Origin of the sequence: Pseudomonas sp. FP597, from assembly GCF_030687435.1 — a bacterium.
In the GTDB taxonomy this organism is placed as follows: Bacteria; Pseudomonadota; Gammaproteobacteria; order Pseudomonadales; family Pseudomonadaceae; genus Aquipseudomonas; species Aquipseudomonas lactucae.
Genome location: NZ_CP117432.1, coordinates 903,187 through 920,005, shown reverse-complemented (window position 1 = coordinate 920,005; position 16,819 = coordinate 903,187). Strand labels below are relative to the sequence as shown.

15 protein-coding genes and 4 tRNA genes are annotated in these 16,819 nt (G+C 56.2%); 9 read left to right on the top strand and 10 right to left on the bottom strand.

Translation table 11 applies throughout. The annotated features are described in order from the left end of the window. Positions 1-98: 98 nt before the first annotated feature. The gene (locus PSH66_RS04125; RefSeq protein ID WP_305428414.1) at positions 99-530 is read left to right on the top strand and encodes a TIGR03757 family integrating conjugative element protein; all 432 of its coding nucleotides are present in this window, start codon (positions 99-101) and stop codon (positions 528-530) included. On the opposite strand, the gene PSH66_RS04120 is transcribed toward PSH66_RS04125, so the two are convergent. Further along, entirely contained in the window at positions 493-672 is a 180-nt protein-coding gene (locus PSH66_RS04120; RefSeq protein ID WP_305429674.1) for a hypothetical protein, read from the bottom strand. The two genes, PSH66_RS04125 and PSH66_RS04120, sit on opposite strands and share 38 nt — an antisense overlap. On the opposite strand from PSH66_RS04120, the gene PSH66_RS04115 reads away from it, so the two are divergent. Genes PSH66_RS04115 through PSH66_RS04100 form a run of 4 tightly spaced genes read left to right on the top strand, consistent with a single transcriptional unit; the run spans position 605 to position 4,739 of the window. Then, positions 605-1,468: a TIGR03756 family integrating conjugative element protein gene (locus PSH66_RS04115; RefSeq protein WP_305429571.1), complete on the top strand. Its 864-nt coding sequence runs from the start codon at positions 605-607 to the stop codon at positions 1,466-1,468. The two genes, PSH66_RS04120 and PSH66_RS04115, sit on opposite strands and share 68 nt — an antisense overlap. A gap of 22 nt (positions 1,469-1,490) precedes the next feature. Next, a complete protein-coding gene (locus PSH66_RS04110) occupies positions 1,491-2,852 on the top strand; it encodes an integrating conjugative element protein (protein ID WP_305428413.1) in 1,362 nt (453 codons plus the stop codon). Between the two features lie 10 nt (positions 2,853-2,862). Further along, positions 2,863-3,231, top strand: coding sequence for a hypothetical protein (locus PSH66_RS04105; protein WP_305428412.1), 369 nt, complete (start codon positions 2,863-2,865; stop codon positions 3,229-3,231). Next, the gene (locus PSH66_RS04100; protein WP_305428411.1) at positions 3,228-4,739 is read left to right on the top strand and encodes a conjugal transfer protein TraG N-terminal domain-containing protein; all 1,512 of its coding nucleotides are present in this window, start codon (positions 3,228-3,230) and stop codon (positions 4,737-4,739) included. The genes PSH66_RS04105 and PSH66_RS04100 overlap by 4 nt, the downstream gene beginning before the upstream one ends. A gap of 65 nt (positions 4,740-4,804) precedes the next feature. Here PSH66_RS04100 and PSH66_RS04095 read toward each other — a convergent pair whose 3' ends face one another. Then, positions 4,805-5,155: a hypothetical protein gene (locus PSH66_RS04095; protein ID WP_305428410.1), complete on the bottom strand. Its 351-nt coding sequence runs from the start codon at positions 5,153-5,155 to the stop codon at positions 4,805-4,807. Positions 5,156-5,556: 401 nt separating this feature from the next. Between PSH66_RS04095 and mobH the strand changes: the two genes are divergently transcribed. Both mobH and xerC read left to right on the top strand, forming a co-directional pair. After that, positions 5,557-7,458, top strand: coding sequence for a MobH family relaxase (mobH, locus tag PSH66_RS04090; protein ID WP_305428409.1), 1,902 nt, complete (start codon positions 5,557-5,559; stop codon positions 7,456-7,458). Further along, positions 7,455-8,774 carry a tyrosine recombinase XerC gene (gene xerC / locus PSH66_RS04085; RefSeq protein WP_305428408.1) on the top strand — a complete coding sequence of 440 codons (1,320 nt, stop codon included), beginning with the start codon at positions 7,455-7,457 and terminating at the stop codon, positions 8,772-8,774. Before mobH ends, xerC begins: the two co-directional genes overlap by 4 nt. Before the next feature lie 171 nt (positions 8,775-8,945). Here the strand turns inward: xerC and PSH66_RS04080 are convergent. From PSH66_RS04080 to rluD, 7 genes are all read right to left on the bottom strand, one after another. Then, positions 8,946-9,022, bottom strand: a tRNA-Pro gene (locus tag PSH66_RS04080). A 188-nt stretch (positions 9,023-9,210) separates the two neighbouring features. Continuing rightward, a tRNA-Lys gene (locus PSH66_RS04075) sits at positions 9,211-9,286 on the bottom strand. A gap of 5 nt (positions 9,287-9,291) precedes the next feature. Then, positions 9,292-9,368: transfer RNA gene (locus PSH66_RS04070), tRNA-Pro, on the bottom strand. Between the two features lie 9 nt (positions 9,369-9,377). Continuing rightward, positions 9,378-9,453, bottom strand: a tRNA-Asn gene (locus tag PSH66_RS04065). 296 nt (positions 9,454-9,749) lie between these two features. Continuing rightward, positions 9,750-12,314, bottom strand: coding sequence for an ATP-dependent chaperone ClpB (gene clpB, locus PSH66_RS04060; RefSeq protein ID WP_305428407.1), 2,565 nt, complete (start codon positions 12,312-12,314; stop codon positions 9,750-9,752). 131 nt (positions 12,315-12,445) lie between these two features. Then, entirely contained in the window at positions 12,446-13,171 is a 726-nt protein-coding gene (gene pgeF / locus PSH66_RS04055; RefSeq protein WP_305428406.1) for a peptidoglycan editing factor PgeF, read from the bottom strand. Continuing rightward, positions 13,168-14,130, bottom strand: coding sequence for a 23S rRNA pseudouridine(1911/1915/1917) synthase RluD (gene rluD / locus PSH66_RS04050; protein ID WP_003171668.1), 963 nt, complete (start codon positions 14,128-14,130; stop codon positions 13,168-13,170). Before rluD ends, pgeF begins: the two co-directional genes overlap by 4 nt. Before the next feature lie 149 nt (positions 14,131-14,279). Between rluD and PSH66_RS04045 the strand changes: the two genes are divergently transcribed. Continuing rightward, complete coding sequence (locus PSH66_RS04045; RefSeq protein WP_003171666.1) at positions 14,280-15,305, top strand: outer membrane protein assembly factor BamD; 1,026 nt, start codon at positions 14,280-14,282, stop codon at positions 15,303-15,305. 125 nt (positions 15,306-15,430) lie between these two features. Further along, entirely contained in the window at positions 15,431-15,664 is a 234-nt protein-coding gene (locus PSH66_RS04040) for a PP0621 family protein (protein ID WP_003171665.1), read from the top strand. Here the strand turns inward: PSH66_RS04040 and thiO are convergent. Then, positions 15,651-16,760: a glycine oxidase ThiO gene (thiO, locus tag PSH66_RS04035; RefSeq protein WP_042944151.1), complete on the bottom strand. Its 1,110-nt coding sequence runs from the start codon at positions 16,758-16,760 to the stop codon at positions 15,651-15,653. The two genes, PSH66_RS04040 and thiO, sit on opposite strands and share 14 nt — an antisense overlap. Positions 16,761-16,819 lie beyond the last annotated feature (59 nt).

Here is a 16,819-nt window from a genome sequence, read left to right as displayed (position 1 = left end):
CCCTGCCGAAAACCCATACTACTCGAACTCCTATTTCTTACTGCAACGGACGCGGCCATCGGGTTTCCTGTACCTGAATTCACTTCAGGTACGGTGCGATGAACCATATCCATAAGCCTTCCCGCACGTCGAGGCATTGGCTTGCCGCCATAGCCTTAACGTTCCTGTCTGCCGCAGCACACGCGGAAACATGGGTCATCACTGATCAGGCACATCCTGTTTCCGCACCCACTGGCGTGCGCATCATTCGTCTCGACGACCAGCAACGCCTCGAGGAGCTGCTATCTCGACAGCTCCCTGCCGACCCGCGCCAGGCTGAAGCAACCATTCAACATTTCCTATCAAGCCCTGCCGGCAAACGTCTTCAAAGCGAGCTTGCTCAAGCCCAGCAGGGCGTCACAGATGCCTGGAGTGTGGGTGTAGCAAAGGTCCCTGCAGTCGTCGTCGACCGCCGATATGTTGTGTACGGGGAGACAGACGTGTCTAAAGCCGTCACGCAGATTGATCGAGCTCGGAGCTTGTCACGATGAGACGCTCACGCTTTGCGATCCGCCCACTGTCACTGGCCATCACCTTCAGTTTGTCTTTCAGCGCTTCAGCAGCGATAACCTCGGCGACAATCATCGCGTCGACGCTGTCACCTACGTGCCTAGAATACAGGGTAGTCGGCATTTGCTATTGGCTCCTCTGCACGCCTTTCGGTTGCAAGGTCAAAACGTCGACCAAGGTTCGTCACTACGTGCCGGACGCCGTGGTATCGGCCTACTCAAATACGGGAGCAAACCCGTGGATTGAGATGTCGCCTCTCGGCACGCCAAATCCTATGGCCCAAGCCGGTAATGACGGCACCACCAACCACGTTGCTGAAAACAACATCATCAAGTTCAAGGAGGCCGACGTTATTGGCCATCCTGGTGGTGCCACGTTAAGCCAATTCGCCAGCACCTCGGGTTATGTCTGCAAAGGCGCAACATTACCGCTCGTTCCTTATTTCCTCAGCACCCTGGACCCGATTGCATGGAGATATGGCGTCCCGGAGGCCGTCTACCCCGAAGCACTCATCCCAGGTCTGCGCGAGGTAGGCAGCCTGCTATCCGCAAGCAGTTGGGGAAACGTTTATCCCCGTAGCGGTTTTCTCAACCAGACAGATGACTACAAGACGGGTGCTGTCATCGCACAGCGCGCCGGCGACGTAGTTACTCGTCTCGGCCAAGCACATGTCTATTTGCCGATGCTCGCCCTTCCCTATCCCGGCTATTGGCCAGCGGGAGCGCTGCGTGAAGGTGACGCCTCGACAGGAAAGTGGCAAGAGCTTACCCCTGTGCTTAACCCCACCTGCGCGACATTCCCAACAATCCTACCCAACATCGACTCGCAGGATGGCGGATATGCATGGGCACTCTGGCGCCCTTACTCATGCTGTCAACGCCGTGGCCAAACCTTCCTCGGCAGCACTGACTTCCTATGAACCTAAGCGACCGGAGCACCACATGAAACTCACCCCTTTGGCGACCTTCTTCATTTGCTGTTTTAGCAGCGCAATAGCGCAATCTGCCGACCCAATCAACGTCTCGTCCTCCGGCAGCGTTATCGGTGACGACGTGCTCTACAACATCGGCGGAGGAAATGCCGTGACCATGGGGAGCGCCGGCAACATGGATAGTATTTCCGTCGGCGGTGGCTGGAATAACAACCTGGTCTGCGGAAACATGAGCATGAGCAACACCCTGCAAAACCAGTTGAACGGTGCCACCTCTGGATTCCAGAACATCATGAGCTCGGTGGTACAGAACGCCACCAGCGCCGTCGCCTCGCTGCCAGCCTTGATCCTCCAACGCGCTAATCCAGCGCTGTACAACCTCATCACGAATGGCATCTTGCAAGCCCGATTGGACTTTGACCGGTCCAAAGGCACCTGCCGGGCCATCGGCGAAAAAATGGCGGATATCGCCGGCAATCAAATGGGTTGGGGCAAGCTCGCAGAGGGCCAGGCGATGAGTCAGGCGCTGACCTCCAACACGGACGCAGTGTCGGCTGTGGAACAAGTCGAAAAGAAAGGCGGCAATGATGGCGTCACCTGGGTCGGGGGGGATCGAGCAGGCGGTTCCGGCCAAAAGCCTATTCGTATTGTGGGGGACGTCACCAAAGCAGGCTACAACCTGCTGAACAAACGTGCCGCCGGCGACACCTCATCGATCAATAAAGACAGCTGCAACAATGGAATGGTGTGCAACGTCTGGTCATCGCCGCAAGAGGCCACGACCTTCGCCAATCGCGTGCTGGGGGAACAGCAACAACAGACCTGTGACAGCTGCCCTAAAACGGTTACAGCCGCAGGCGTAGGCCTCACACCGCTGATCCAGGAAACATACGACACCAAGCTGAAGGCCCTGCAGGAGTTACTGAGCGGAGGCAAGACTCTGTCGGTCGACAATCTGGAAGCTGCAAGCAGCAATTCGCTGCCAATCACCCGGGGCGTCGTAGCGGCACTCAAGGATGAGCGGGATCAGGATGTACTGGCTCGCCGGCTTGCCTCCGAAGTCGCGCTGTCCGACGTTTTGGAGAAGGCCCTGACGCTCCAGCGCACCTTGATGGCGGGCAGTCGGGAACCGAACGTTGCAGCCAATGACCTCGCCGTCCAAGCGGTAGGCCAGCAAAGCTCATCACTGCAACAGGAAATTGGCAATCTGAAGATGGAACTGGACATGCGCCAGCAGCTCGCGAAGAACTCACCACTGACCATCATTGAACGTGGCAAAGCTCGGGCCGAAGACTCACGCGGCGTGTTTCCAGGAGATCCAGAAACGGATCGACTGAATCAGTTGCAATCACCTACCAAGAGCAAACAGTGAGGTGTAGGCCATGACTCACAATCAGGATCCTGTCGTCCCCCCCAACCATTCAATGACTCGCCGAATCGGGCGGGGACTTCTCGTGATGACGGGTATTTTACTCGCAACCACCTGCCTCGTAGTTCTACTCAGCAGCGTCCTGATGAGCATGTTCGACAGTGTCGAGGAATGGCAAGGATGGCGTGTCGACAACTACTGGCCGCTCTTCACCTGGCGACTGATGCTCTATATCGCACTGGCAGTTGCCTGGCTCAAGCTCAAGGCTCGATTGCCGCAGTCGAGGCGCAAAGGCCTGCTGAAGATCGAGGTCATGGTGGCTTTATTGTTTGCCATGGTTGAGATGAGCAAAGTGCTGTATCAGGCAGGAGGTGTCCAGTGACGCTCTACACCAATGACTATTTAGAGTACTACCTGACGCTGGTCGGCTGGATCATCAACAACGGTATCTGGGATATGGTTTCAGATACCGGCTTGTTCGCACTGCCCTTCTGCATAATCGTGATTCGGGAATGGATCAAGGTGCGTGGAGAAGGGGCTGACGAGGGTAATAAAGGCGTACTTTCACTGGCCCGGATCGAGACCAACATCTATGTTGGCTACGTCGTCGTAGCATTCTTCGCAGTCCCTGCCGTCAATGTAAGCTTCGATACCTTGGCGTTCGATCAAAGTAGAGCCCAGCAATGTCAGTACAACTTACCTAAACCAGCTGACACGGGTTGGAATACCACATTCAGCTCACTAGCAGGAAAAAGCGCACAGATGCCCATGTGGTGGGCCTTCATGCATGCGCTGTCAAAAGGATTAACAAACGGGGCTGTCGCAGCCATCCCTTGTGGGACCGACCTGCGTCAAGTCCGGATGGAGGTGAACAACACCAAGATCAACAACCCGCTACTGGCCCAGGAAATCGGCGACTTTACACACGACTGTTATGGCCCATCGCGTGCCCGGCTCTTCATGCGTCAACCAGACTTGGGCACAAAAGCCAATGATCCCCAGTTCTTACAGGACCTCAGTTGGATCGGCTCACACTTTTTGCTGAACACCTCGGGCTACTACGACACGGACTACTCCAAGACACCCAGATCGTCTTGGCCATACAACGCTTCGCGTGATGTGGGGTTGCCGCAGGTAAGCGGAGGTGGAGGATATCCAACGTGTAAACAATGGTGGTCCGATAGCGGGGTAGGCTTACGAGATCGTATTAAAGATCAGGTATCACCTGATCTTATGACAAAAATGCTTGGTTGGGCGAAGTGGCTGTCCCAGGACGAAGTGACCGACTCGCTTGTTAGACAACTGGTCTCGCCGTCGAACCAAGTGAAAGGGGATGTGTATACGGACTACGGGGGACAAATCAATGGAACAGTGTGGAATGGAGCAGCTCGCGCAGCCGGCACTCTAGGAGTTGCATTAGGATCAATGGCGTACTTCCCGGCAATGGACATGGTGCGGCAGGCACTGCCGATGGTCATGGCGTTCTTGAAGATGGCGATGGTGATTTGCATACCGCTGGTACTGATCGTCGGCGCTTATCAGTTGAAAGTGGCCATGACCATGACCGTGGTGTTTTTTGCGCTGATTTTCGTAGATTTTTGGTTTCAACTAGCCAGGTGGGTCGATACCACAATCTTGGATGCATTGTATGGTTCGGGTTCACCGCATTTATCATTTGACCCAATAATGGGTTTGAATGCCACAACTCAAGATGCAATCTTGAACTTCGTTATGGGAGCCATGTTCATCATCCTACCGATGTTTTGGATAGGCGCACTGGGATGGGCGGGAATAAGTGCAGGCAAGGCGCTGGAGGGTCTAACGCGTGGCACGCAACCAGTTGAAAAAGCAGGTTCAGGAGGAGGAGACATTATCAAGAAAGCAATATAATAAACTCAGGAAGTTACGGATCCATTCATTCTGGATAGATCCGTAAGCGAGTTTTATGCCCTGAATTAATGGGAAAAATTATCTTCATCAGAAATTTCACCCTCAACATTACCCCATGGATCTAATGGTTGACCAAATACGTTTCGCCCGTACGGCGCATCTCGATCTTCAGAATTGCCAAGGCCACGTAGCCGGGAAAAGTCTCCTACAACCAAGGCCAGCAAGATAAGACCAACAGTCAGGACAGCCATGAACGCATGAGCCAACCAGACCGAGGAATAAACCGCAATTGAAATCAGAGCCAGACGCTTAATCCAACGCATTGTGGGTTTCTGACTGAACCAAGCGGCGCGCACGATCACACCCAAGCCATAGCCCAAGCGGCTTGCAACTCCCGGAGTGGTGTGTGTAGTCATGATGCTCATCCTAGACTGCCTCATCACTAGAGGCGCTTTGATACTATTTATAGTCTTGATTTATCGCTGCTGCAAGCCATCTGACACATAACTACACAGGCGGCTCCTGTCACATACCCAACTTCAGAGCAAAAATGGCCCAAAAGGTAAAGGGGTCTGTAAGAGCGAATGGAATGGTTCACAAGGGTAAAAGCCCTACCCGAAAGGGCCGCCGGTAGCGGGAAGAAGCAAAAGGCTGCACGGCACGAATACGTCACTCCTGGAGAACATTCATCACCGCAAGGGCAAAAGGTGGCAAGTAGCCAAAGAAATACGTGCGACCACTAATGTTACTTTTACCTTGTTCGCTGCACCTCGGATAGGCGAAAAGCCCGCCCCATAGATCATTTATGGAGCAGGTGATGTTCTCTATTTTCCGTCGCAGAAAAGCGCTACCCGCCCAAGGCCCCTCTCCTAACGGTTTCATGCAGCCAGCCTCTAGCCAATCCCTGTTGGCATCGCCGCGCCGCCAGAAACTACTGGAGAACATCTGGCAGCGGGCCTCGTTATCCCGCACACAGTTTGCGGAACTCTATAAGCGTCCACTCGAGCGCTACGCTGAGTTGGTCCAGCAGCTCCCTGCATCGCAAAACCACCACCACGCACACCCTGGAGGCATGCTGGATCACGGGCTTGAAATCGTCGCCTACGCGTTAAAAATTCGGCAGACCTATCTGTTACCTGTAGGGGCGCCACCGGAGTCTCAATCGGCCCAAGCTGAGGCATGGACCGCAGCAGCAGCTTATGGCGCATTGATCCATGACCTCGGCAAAATTGCCGTCGACGTGCATGTCGAGCTGGAGGGAGGAAGAACATGGCACCCCTGGCATGGCCCGATCAACCGTCCCTATCGTTTTCGCTATGTGAAGGGACGTAACTATCAACTTCACGGTGCCGCTGCAGCACTGATCTACGCGCAGATCCTCACCGCAGATATTTTGGACTGGCTCAGTGAATTCCCAGAGGTCTGGTCAGAGCTTGTTTTCGTTTTAGCCGGACATTATGAGCACGCCGGTATTTTGGGCGAAATCGTGATCAAGGCCGACCAGGCCTCTGTCGCTCAAGAGCTTGGCGGAAACCCAGCTCGCGCAATCACGGCACCTAAACAATCACTGCAGCGGCAATTGGCCGACGGATTGCGACACCTGGTGCGTGACACGTTCAAGCTGAATCAGCCTGATGGCCCGTCAGATGGATGGCTGACACAGGATGCCTTGTGGCTAGTGAGCAAACCGATTGCTGACCAACTTCGAGCCTATTTGCTGACCCAGGGAGTTGAGGGTGTGCCGAGCTCAAATGCTCCCTTCTTCAACATGCTCCAGGACCAAGGCGTGATCCAGACCAACGCTCAGGACAAGGCGATCTGGAAAGTCACGATCGACAACGGCCGCGGCTGGCGAAACACCTTCACCCTACTCAAACTTTCACCGGCGTTGATTTGGACTGACCCAAACGATAGACCCGAAGTTTACGGAGGCACAGTTGAGTTGGAATCCAACGATCCGGTGAGTGAAGCGTCGCCGGTGAGTAACGTTGCAAATCCAATTTCCGCAGCTTTGAAAAAAGCTACATCTGACTTTCCCAAATCGGAGGTCGATCGGACAACGTCGCAGACTCCAGCAGCCGAACTCATGAAGAATTCTTCACACAATTCCGCAGAATTTGACGAGCTACTGGCGCTGCTTGGTAATATCAATGAGCCATCAGAAGACTTCAACAATAATCAAGTCTCAGCGGCACAAACCGCGCCCGTGCAACTGGATAATACCCAGCCCCCCCAGCCAGACATTCAAGTCGGCGCGCCTCAAGAAACGATCGAAGAAGTCGCCCAGATGCCAAGCAGCAACATGGAAATAGGCCAGGGATTTGTCGAATGGCTGAAGAAAGGCATCGCATCCCGAAAAATCATCATCAACGATGCCAAAGCGCAGGTTCATACCGTAGCAGGTACAGCGATGTTGGTGACACCTGGAATATTCAAGCGATACGTCCTTGAGTTCCCCCACATTGAACAACAAGCCAAAGTGCAGAACGTTAATGCCTGGCAACTTGTTCAGCGTAGTTTCGAGAAGCAAAAACTTCATCGAAAAACATTAAAAAGTTTAAATATATGGACGTGTGACGTGGTCGGACCGAGAAAATCAAAGCAGCTCAAGGGGTACTTGCTGCTGGATCCATTGACCATCTTCACCGAGGTTCCCTTCGATAACATCAGCCTCTCCTTGAAAGCAGAAGTGGCAGAAGTGAAGGTGACGCTACAATGACGACTCCCTTAACGCTGACGGAAGAGTACATTTTTGCTCATGATCTGCGCTCCTCCAGCGCGAAGATCTATCGCGCATCCACCAAGGCTTTGCTGAAACATTTCCGAGCGTCACCAATTGAGGAAATCGATCATCGTGCGGTACTCGGGTGGCGGAAAAAAGTTCTTGAAAATGGCTTATCAAAGCGTAGCTGGAACACTTATTCAAATCATCTACGTACTGTCTGGGGATATGCCATAGAACACGGCCTAGTCACTCACACCACCATCAACCCATTCAGGAAAACCAGCGTTATCCCTCCAAAGAGGGCTAGCAAGACCATCAATGGAGATTCCATACAGAGAGGACGCAACTGGCTGATATCTCTTGTTGGGCAGGAGCGCTGTACTCAAGAGCGAAGCAAAATCACACCTGCATGGTTCTGGCTCGCGGTGTTCGAAATGTTTTATTACACCGGTATTCGCTTAAACGCTTTGTTATGTCTCCGCTATAAGGATATTGACTGGGACAGCCAAATGATCCTGGTTCGAGGCGAAACAGAAAAAACCCACCGTGAGTTTTTCCTACCCATCATGGAGGGGCTCGCCCCTCACCTTTGCAGAATTCTTGGAGAGGCAGAAAAGATTGGTTTTTCACCGGATGACCAGTTGTTTAACGTCAACAGGTTCTCCCGGCATTTTCACGGCAAGGAAATGAACATCGACCAAGTAGAAGCGATGTACCGCAAACTCACCGACAAAGTCGGGGTACGTATGACTCCTCATCGCTTTAGACATACGCTCGCCACAGACCTGATGAAACAACCAGAGCGAAATATCCATCTCACCAAAAGCCTGCTGAACCACTCGAATATCGCTACAACACTGAGTTACATCGAAGTTGACTACGACCATATGCGTGCAGTGCTGCATGAGAGAAGTCTGGCTCAGGGTGCTTTGAGTCGCGTTAGGCGGGTTGACACAAGCGGTACGCCGCAGCTGCCACTCACAAAGGCAAGGCTACCTGCACCCGATATTGAAAAGCTGGAGCCCAAAAAGCTGTCAGCACCGAAACAATCAAGTCATTCGGTGGAAAGGGATAGCCGCCCTATCAGATCAACAGGTCCGAGCGCGCTACAGAAGGCCCTTGAGTATGCATCAGCACAACTGCGTCCGGAATCCATTCCGGATAATGCAACTGATCAGATCTCAGATCACTTAGATCAGAGTCTCTTGTTGACGTTGATGGCTGGAGGACTCGGCGCGGGAACATTCAGAAAGCACGCTTCATCTGATCGATCAATGGGAATAGCTCAATTTCCACAAGCATCCCCATAGCACCAGAAAGAATCACAGCGCCCTAAAAAAAATTCTGGCTTACCAGAGGCTTTCGGCTGCCCGTAAAAAATATTTATGAATGCCTGGGCCTTGGGTCACAGGTTACAAAGCGAGCCCCCCCCAAAAAAACACAAAAAAAAGGCGCCAAAAAGGCGCCTTTTTCTTCAAATATGGTCGGGGTAGGGGGATTCGAACTCCCGACATCCTGCTCCCAAAGCAGGCGCGCTACCGGACTGCGCTATACCCCGGAATGTGCAACGAAAAACGATGCACATTGACATCATGACGAAGCGAAACTACTGTTCGCCTCAGACGGCTGCATGTCTACGACAATTTCAAAGTGCGCTAACACTTTCCAAAATCGTAAAAACCGCCATGATCAGAGCTCAAACCTCTGATCCTAAGATTTGAGTCCAGCGCTAACTGGTCTCAAAAATGGTGGGTCGTGTGGGATTCGAACCTACGACCAATTGGTTAAAAGCCAACTGCTCTACCAACTGAGCTAACGACCCAAATATGGTCGGGGTAGGGGGATTCGAACTCCCGACATCCTGCTCCCAAAGCAGGCGCGCTACCGGACTGCGCTATACCCCGATTTGAAATTGGCTCCGTGACCAGGACTCGAACCTGGGACCCAATGATTAACAGTCATTTGCTCTACCGACTGAGCTATCACGGAACTACATATTTCAATTTTACTGCTGTGTAACCTTCCTCTTCGACCCTGTCCGTATCGCTACGTTAGCGTCTCTGAGGCGCGCTATTCTACAATCTTAAAAACCCCTGTCAACCCTTTAAATTGCTTTTAAGACAATGATTTGCGCTTCTTTCTGATTTCTTCTTGGGGAGAAGAAACCCGTGGGCTGACGTTGCTGCGGGGCGCACTTTACAAGCCTTTGCCTTACAGTTCAACGCCCTATCGAAAAAAAAGGCCCGGCGATGCAGGGCCTTCTCTTATAGCAGTGCAATCCAGACTTAGTGGAAGACGATTTCGTCGTTCTCCACAGTCGCCTCGACGCTGGTGCCAGGCATAAAGCTGCCCGACAGGATCAACTGCGCCAGCGGGTTCTCGATCCAGCGCTGGATCGCACGTTTCAAAGGCCGTGCGCCATACACAGGGTCGTAACCGACCGCGATCAGCTTGTCCAACGCCTCGCGGCTGAGTTCCAGCGACAGCTCGCGCTCAGCCAGGCGACCACGCAGACGGCCCAGCTGGATCTCGGTGATACCGGCGATCTGATCCCGCGCCAACGGTTCGAAGATCACCACTTCGTCGACCCGATTGATAAATTCCGGGCGGAAATGACTGGTGAGCGCATCCATGACAGCGGCACGCTGCGCCTCACGATCCCCTACCAGCTCCTGGATCTGCGCCGAACCCAGGTTGGAAGTCATCACGATCACCGTGTTGCGAAAGTCCACGGTACGCCCGTGGCTGTCCGTCAACCGGCCATCTTCCAACACTTGCAGCAAGATGTTGAACACATCCGGGTGCGCCTTCTCGACCTCATCCAGCAGGATCACCGAGTAAGGTTTGCGCCGCACGGCCTCGGTCAGGTAACCGCCCTCTTCATAGCCCACGTAGCCTGGTGGGGCACCGATGAGACGCGCCACCGAGTGTTTTTCCATGAATTCGGACATGTCGATCCGCACCATGGCCTCTTCGGTATCAAAGAGGAATTCGGCCAGGGCCTTGCACAACTCGGTCTTACCCACGCCGGTCGGGCCGAGGAACATGAACGAGCCGCTCGGACGGTTAGGATCGGACAAGCCGGCCCGGGAACGCCGCACCGCGTTGGACACGGCCACCACCGCCTCTTCCTGGCCGATCACACGTTGGTGCAACAGGTGCTCCATCTTCAGCAGCTTGTCACGCTCGCCTTCGAGCATTTTCGACACCGGAATGCCGGTCCACTTCGAGACGACTTCGGCGATTTCTTCCTCGGTCACCTTGCTGCGCAGCAGCTGGTTTTCAGCCTTGCCGTGCTGGTCGACCATTTGCAGGCTGCGCTCCAGGTCCGGGATGACCCCATACTGCAACTCGGCCATGCGGTTCAGGTCACCTTTACGGCGTGCGGCTTCCAGCTCCTGGCGCGACTGTTCGATCTTTTGCTGGATCTGAGCAGAGCCCTGCACTTCGGCTTTTTCCGAGGTCCAGATTTCTTCGAGGTCCGAATACTCACGCTCCAGACGCAGGATTTCTTCCTGAAGTTTTTCCAGGCGTTTCTTCGCCGCGTCGTCCTCTTCCTTTTTCAGCGCCTGGGATTCGACTTTCAGTTGAATCAGGCGCCGATCCAGACGATCGAGCACTTCCGGCTTGGAGTCGATCTCCATGCGAATACGGCTGGCCGCTTCGTCGATCAAGTCGATGGCCTTGTCGGGCAATTGACGGTCGGTGATGTAGCGATGGCTCAATTTGGCCGCCGCGATGATCGCGCCGTCGGTGATCGCCACCTTATGGTGGACCTCGTAGCGTTCTTTCAGGCCACGCAGGATCGCAATGGTGTCTTCTTCGCTCGGCTCTTCCACCAGTACTTTCTGGAACCGCCGCTCGAGGGCCGCGTCTTTTTCAATGTACTGGCGATACTCGTTGAGCGTGGTCGCACCGACGCAATGCAGCTCGCCTCGTGCCAGAGCGGGCTTGAGCATGTTGCCGGCGTCCATGGAGCCCTCGCCTTTACCGGCGCCGACCATGGTGTGCAGTTCGTCGATAAACAGAATGATCTGCCCTTCCTGCTTCGACAGTTCATTGAGCAGGGATTTCAGGCGTTCTTCGAACTCGCCACGGAACTTGGCGCCGGCAATCAACGCCCCCATGTCCAGGGACAGCAGGCGCTTGCCTTTGAGACCGTCCGGCACTTCACCATTGATGATGCGCTGGGCCAAACCCTCGGCAATCGCGGTTTTACCCACGCCAGGCTCACCGATCAGTACCGGGTTGTTCTTGGTGCGACGTTGCAGGACCTGGATGGTGCGACGGATTTCATCATCACGGCCGATCACCGGGTCGAGCTTGCCCTCTTCAGCCCGCTTGGTCAGGTCGACGGTGTATTTGTCCAGGGCCTGGCGCGACTCCTCGTGGTTGGGGTCGTTCACCGCGTCGCCGCCACGCAGGTTGTTGATGGCATTTTCCAGGGCTTTCTTGCTTACGCCCTGACCCAGCAGCAACTTGCCGAGCTTGCTGTTTTCGTCCATGGCGGCGAGCAGCACCAGTTCGCTGGAGATGAACTGGTCGCCTTTTTGCTGGGCGAGGCGGTCGGCCTGGTTAAGCACGCGCGCCAAGTCCTGCGACATGTTCACGTCGCCGGTCGGGTTCTGGATTTTCGGCAGTTGGTCGAGCTCTTTGCTCAACTCCTTGCGCAGGCTGTTGACGTCAAAGCCCACCTGCATCAGCAAAGGTTTGATAGAACCACCTTGCTGCTCCAGGAGCGCCTGCATCAAGTGCGCAGGCTCGATGGCCGGGTGGTCGAGGCCGACCGCCAAGGATTGGGAGTCCGATAAGGCCAACTGCAATTTGCTGGTTAAACGATCAATACGCATTAGTCACCTTCCTTTTGAGCAGGCCGGAGCTATAAAACATTCCTGAATGAAGAAACCTGCCAGATACCCTTATAGATGGGGTGGATTCTGGAGGATTCAAGCGGGCGATGCTTGATATGGATCAGGAGAGTCTAGCGTTCCAGCCAGATAAGGGAGGCAAACCGACCGGTGCGCGGGCTGCGGCGGTAAGAGAAGAAACGCGGGTCGGTCACCGTGCACAAACCGCCACCGTAGACAGCCGTGACACCCCGCGCGGCGAGGCGCAGGCGCCCCAGCTTATAGATGTCGGCCATGAACTTGCCAGGGTTGCGGCTCGGCACAAAGGCGTCGACGGTACCCGGCAGTTGCCCCATGAAGGCTTCACGCACCTCCGGGCCCACTTCGAAAGCCTGCGGACCGATTGCCGGGCCCAGCCAGACCAAAACATCGGCAGGCTTTGCGTCCAGGCTTTCAAAAGCAGCTTCCAATACACCCGCCGCCAGCCCGCGCCAACCGGCATGGGCCGCCGCGACGCGGGTACCCGCACGGTTGCAGAACAGCGCGGGCAGGCAATCAGCGGTCATCGCAGTGCAGGCGATGCCTGGGGTGCTGGTCCAACTGCCATCGGCTTCAGGCGTGCGGCCAGGGTCGGCTTCGACCACCGTCACGCCATGGACCTGGAGCAGCCAGGCCGGCTGAATACTAAAGGCTTCGGTAAGACGACGGCGGTTCTCGAGGACGGCCTCAAGGCTGTCCTCGACATGATCGCCAAGGTTGAGGCTGTCGAACGGCGCCTGACTGACGCCGCCCGCGCGCGTGGTGACGCAAGCTTTAACCCAAGCCGGCGCGGGCCAGTCAGGTATCAGCCATTCACTCATCCGACAAACGCCTCGCGATCCTGCTTGAGCAGCGACAGCAGCCAGACAAAATCGTCCGGCAGTGGCGATTCCCAGCTCATGCGCTGACCGCTCGTCGGATGATCCAGTTCCAGGAAGCGTGCATGCAATGCCTGGCGCGGGAACGTCTTGAGCGATTCAACCATGGTCTGGCTGGCCGCAGGCGGAATGCGGAAGCGACCACCGTAGGCAGGATCGCCGACCAACGGGAAGTTGATGTGGGCCATGTGCACGCGAATCTGGTGAGTACGACCGGTTTCCAGCTTGACCCGCACATGGGTATGGGAACGAAAACGCTCCAGTACCCGATAGTGGCTAACGGCCTGCTTGCCACCTTCCATCACCGCCATACGCTGGCGCTGCTGGCCGTGACGGCCGATCGGGGCGTTGATCTTGCCACCGGCCACGACCACGCCGATCACGATGCACTCGTAGATCCGGCTGACGCTGCGGCTCTGCAATTGGGTTACCAACTGCGTTTGTGCCTGAATGGTCTTGGCCACGACCATCAAGCCGGTGGTGTCCTTGTCCAGACGGTGCACGATGCCGCAACGCGGCACATTGATAATGTCGGGGATGTGGTGCAACAGGGCATTGAGCAAGGTGCCATCAGCGTGCCCGGCCGCCGGGTGAACCACCAGGCCTGCGGGTTTGTTGATGACCAGGATGTCGTCGTCTTCATAGACGATATCCAGCTCGATGTCCTGGGCGACCCATTCTCCCTGGGCTTCCTGCTCGGCAGTCAGCTCAAGAATCGCACCGCCATGGACTATGTCTCGCGGGCGGATAACCGCTCCATCCACAGTCAGGCGGCCGTCTTTGATCCAGGCGGAAAGGCGCGAGCGCGAGTGCTCAGCGAATAATTGTGCGGCGACTTGATCGAGGCGTTGGCCGCCCAATTCGGACGGCACCTCTGCGCGAAGTTCAATTTTATCGGACATGCTCAGACTAGGCGTGGCACAGCCTTTGGTTTCGGCTGCGCGCTTGTGGTTAAATACGGCGTCTTTTGCCCCGAGGCTTTCAACGGGGCGCTCATCATAACAGGACGGCCCCGCCCAAGACAGCGGCCGTCATAGGGACGCAAGCCGCCATGCAAGTGAAACACCTGCTGCTGATCGCCATCCTCGCCATGACTGCTGCTTGCTCGTCAACAAAGGAAGTCGTCGACGAAAACCTGAGCGAAGTCGAGCTGTACCAACTGGCTCAGAAAGACCTGGACAATAATAGCTACACCAGCGCCACAGCGAAGCTGAAGGCACTGGAGTCGCGCTATCCGTTCGGGCGCTACGCTGACCAGGCCCAGCTTGAGCTGATCTACGCCAACTACAAGAACGCCGAGCCGGAAGCCGCCAAGTCCGCCGCCGAGCGTTTTATCCGCCTGCACCCGCAGCATCCGAACGTCGACTACGCCTACTATATGAAAGGCCTGACTTCGTTCGACCAGGATGTTGGCCTGCTGGCGCGCTTCCTGCCGCTGGACATGACCAAGCGTGACCCGGGCGCTGCCCGCGACTCCTACAACGAGTTCGCCCAGCTGACCAGCCGCTACCCCAACAGCCGCTACGCACCGGACGCCAAGCAGCGCATGATCTACCTGCGCAACCTGCTGGCCTCCTATGAAATCCACGTGGCCCATTACTACCTGACCCGCCAGGCCTACGTCGCAGCCGCCAACCGTGGTCGCTACGTGGTCGAGAACTTCCAGGAAACCCCTTCGGTGGGTGACGGCCTGGCCGTGATGACCGAGGCTTACCAGCGCCTGCATCTGGACGAACTGGCCAGCACCAGCCTGGAAACCCTGAAGCTCAACTACCCCGATCACCCAAGCCTGAAAGACGGCCAGTTCGTGCCGCAGGTTGCCGAAGCGGACAACCGTTCGTGGCTGAGCAAATACACCCTTGGCCTGATCGAGTCCCGCCCACCGTTGCCGCCGGGCGAAACCCGCGCCAACCAGGATGTGATCAAGCAGTATCAGGACGCCAAGGAAGCCATCCCGGCCGATCTCAAACCGCATGATGAGAACGGCGACGTGATCGAAGAGCAAGAACCGCAAGCCCTGGGCAACAACCAGGACCGCTCGTGGTTCAGCTACATGACCTTCGGCGTGTTCGACTGATCAGTCGAGACCACGTAAAAAGGGAGCCCCTTGAGGCTCCCTTTTTTGTGGGTGAGCATTATTGCTCTGTGCGCCTGCCACGTCCTTGCTAAACTGGCGCATTCCTCGTCGAGAAACTGCTCATCATGCTTCGTCTTCTGTTCTGGATTGCCGTTATTGCTGCCGCGGTGTGGTTCTGGCGCAAGTTCAAAAGCCCTGCGGCTAAACAGCAACGCGCCAGCGAACCCGGTGCGGCATTGATGGTGCGTTGCGCCCATTGCGGGGTGCACCTGCCGCAGGATCGCGCCCTCAGCTTGCGCCAGGAGTGGTACTGCACCCAGGCGCATCTGGAACAAGGGCCCAAGTCTATCCAGCGTTGAGGCGACCTTCGGGCGCGTAAGGCGCCGGGTCGATGATTGGAGCACGGTCCAGCAACAAGTCGGCAAACAGCTGGCAGGACGCCGGCGCCAGCACCAGGCCATTACGGTAATGCCCGCAATTGAGCCACAGCCCCTTGAAGCCCGGCACCTGGCCGATATAGGGAATGCCCTCCGGCGAGCCGGGCCGCAAGCCGGCCCAATGCCCGACCACCTCTGCGTCCGCCAGAGCGGGAATCAACTCTACAGCCGAAGCCTTGAGGCTTTCCAGCGCGGTTTCAGTGGGGGTCTTGTCGAAGCCTTCATGCTCGAGGGTGCTGCCAATCAGGATATGCCCGTCGCGTCGCGGGATCGCATAACGCCCCTTGGCCAATACCATGCATGACAGGAAATCCGCAGCGCACTTGTACAGGATCATCTGCCCCTTGACCGGCTCTACCGGCAACAACAAGCCCAACGTGCCCAGCAACTCACCACTCCACGCACCTGCCGCCAGCACGACTTGATCGCCCAGGATCGGGCCATCGAGCGTATTCACCCCCACTACATTGCCATCGTCCAGGACAAAGCCGCTGACTTCGCACTGCTCATGAAGGGTCACGCCGGGCAGTGCCAGCAACGCGGCCTTGAGCGATTTGACCAGACGCGGGTTGCGCACATTGGCCACGTTGGCCATATGGATCGCCCGGGCATACCCGCCACCCAGCACCGGCACTGCGTCGTGGGCGGCAGACACGTCCACTTTGCTCAACGGGCGACCTTCCCGGGCCGCCCAGGCCAGTGCCTCGGCTTCGTCGTCCAGGTCCAACCAGTACAAGCCAGTGGTATGCACCTCTGGGTCGACGCCGGTGGCGGCAAACAGTCGCTCAGCCAGTTGCGGATAAAAATCCTGGGACCAGTGGGCCAGCGCGGTAACCGCCGGGCTGTAGCGCCACGGATACAGGGGCGAAACAATACCGCCACCCGCCCACGACGACTCCTGCCCCACACCCGCGCGCTCCAGCAGCACTACCGCCTGCCCCTGGGTTGCCAGGTTGTATGCCGTCAACAAACCGATGACTCCGCCACCGACGATCACCACTTGCTGTTGCTTAGCCATCATTCGATCCAGTCGATAAAAAGGAACAAGCGCACCCGGCGCCCAATGATCGAGCATCC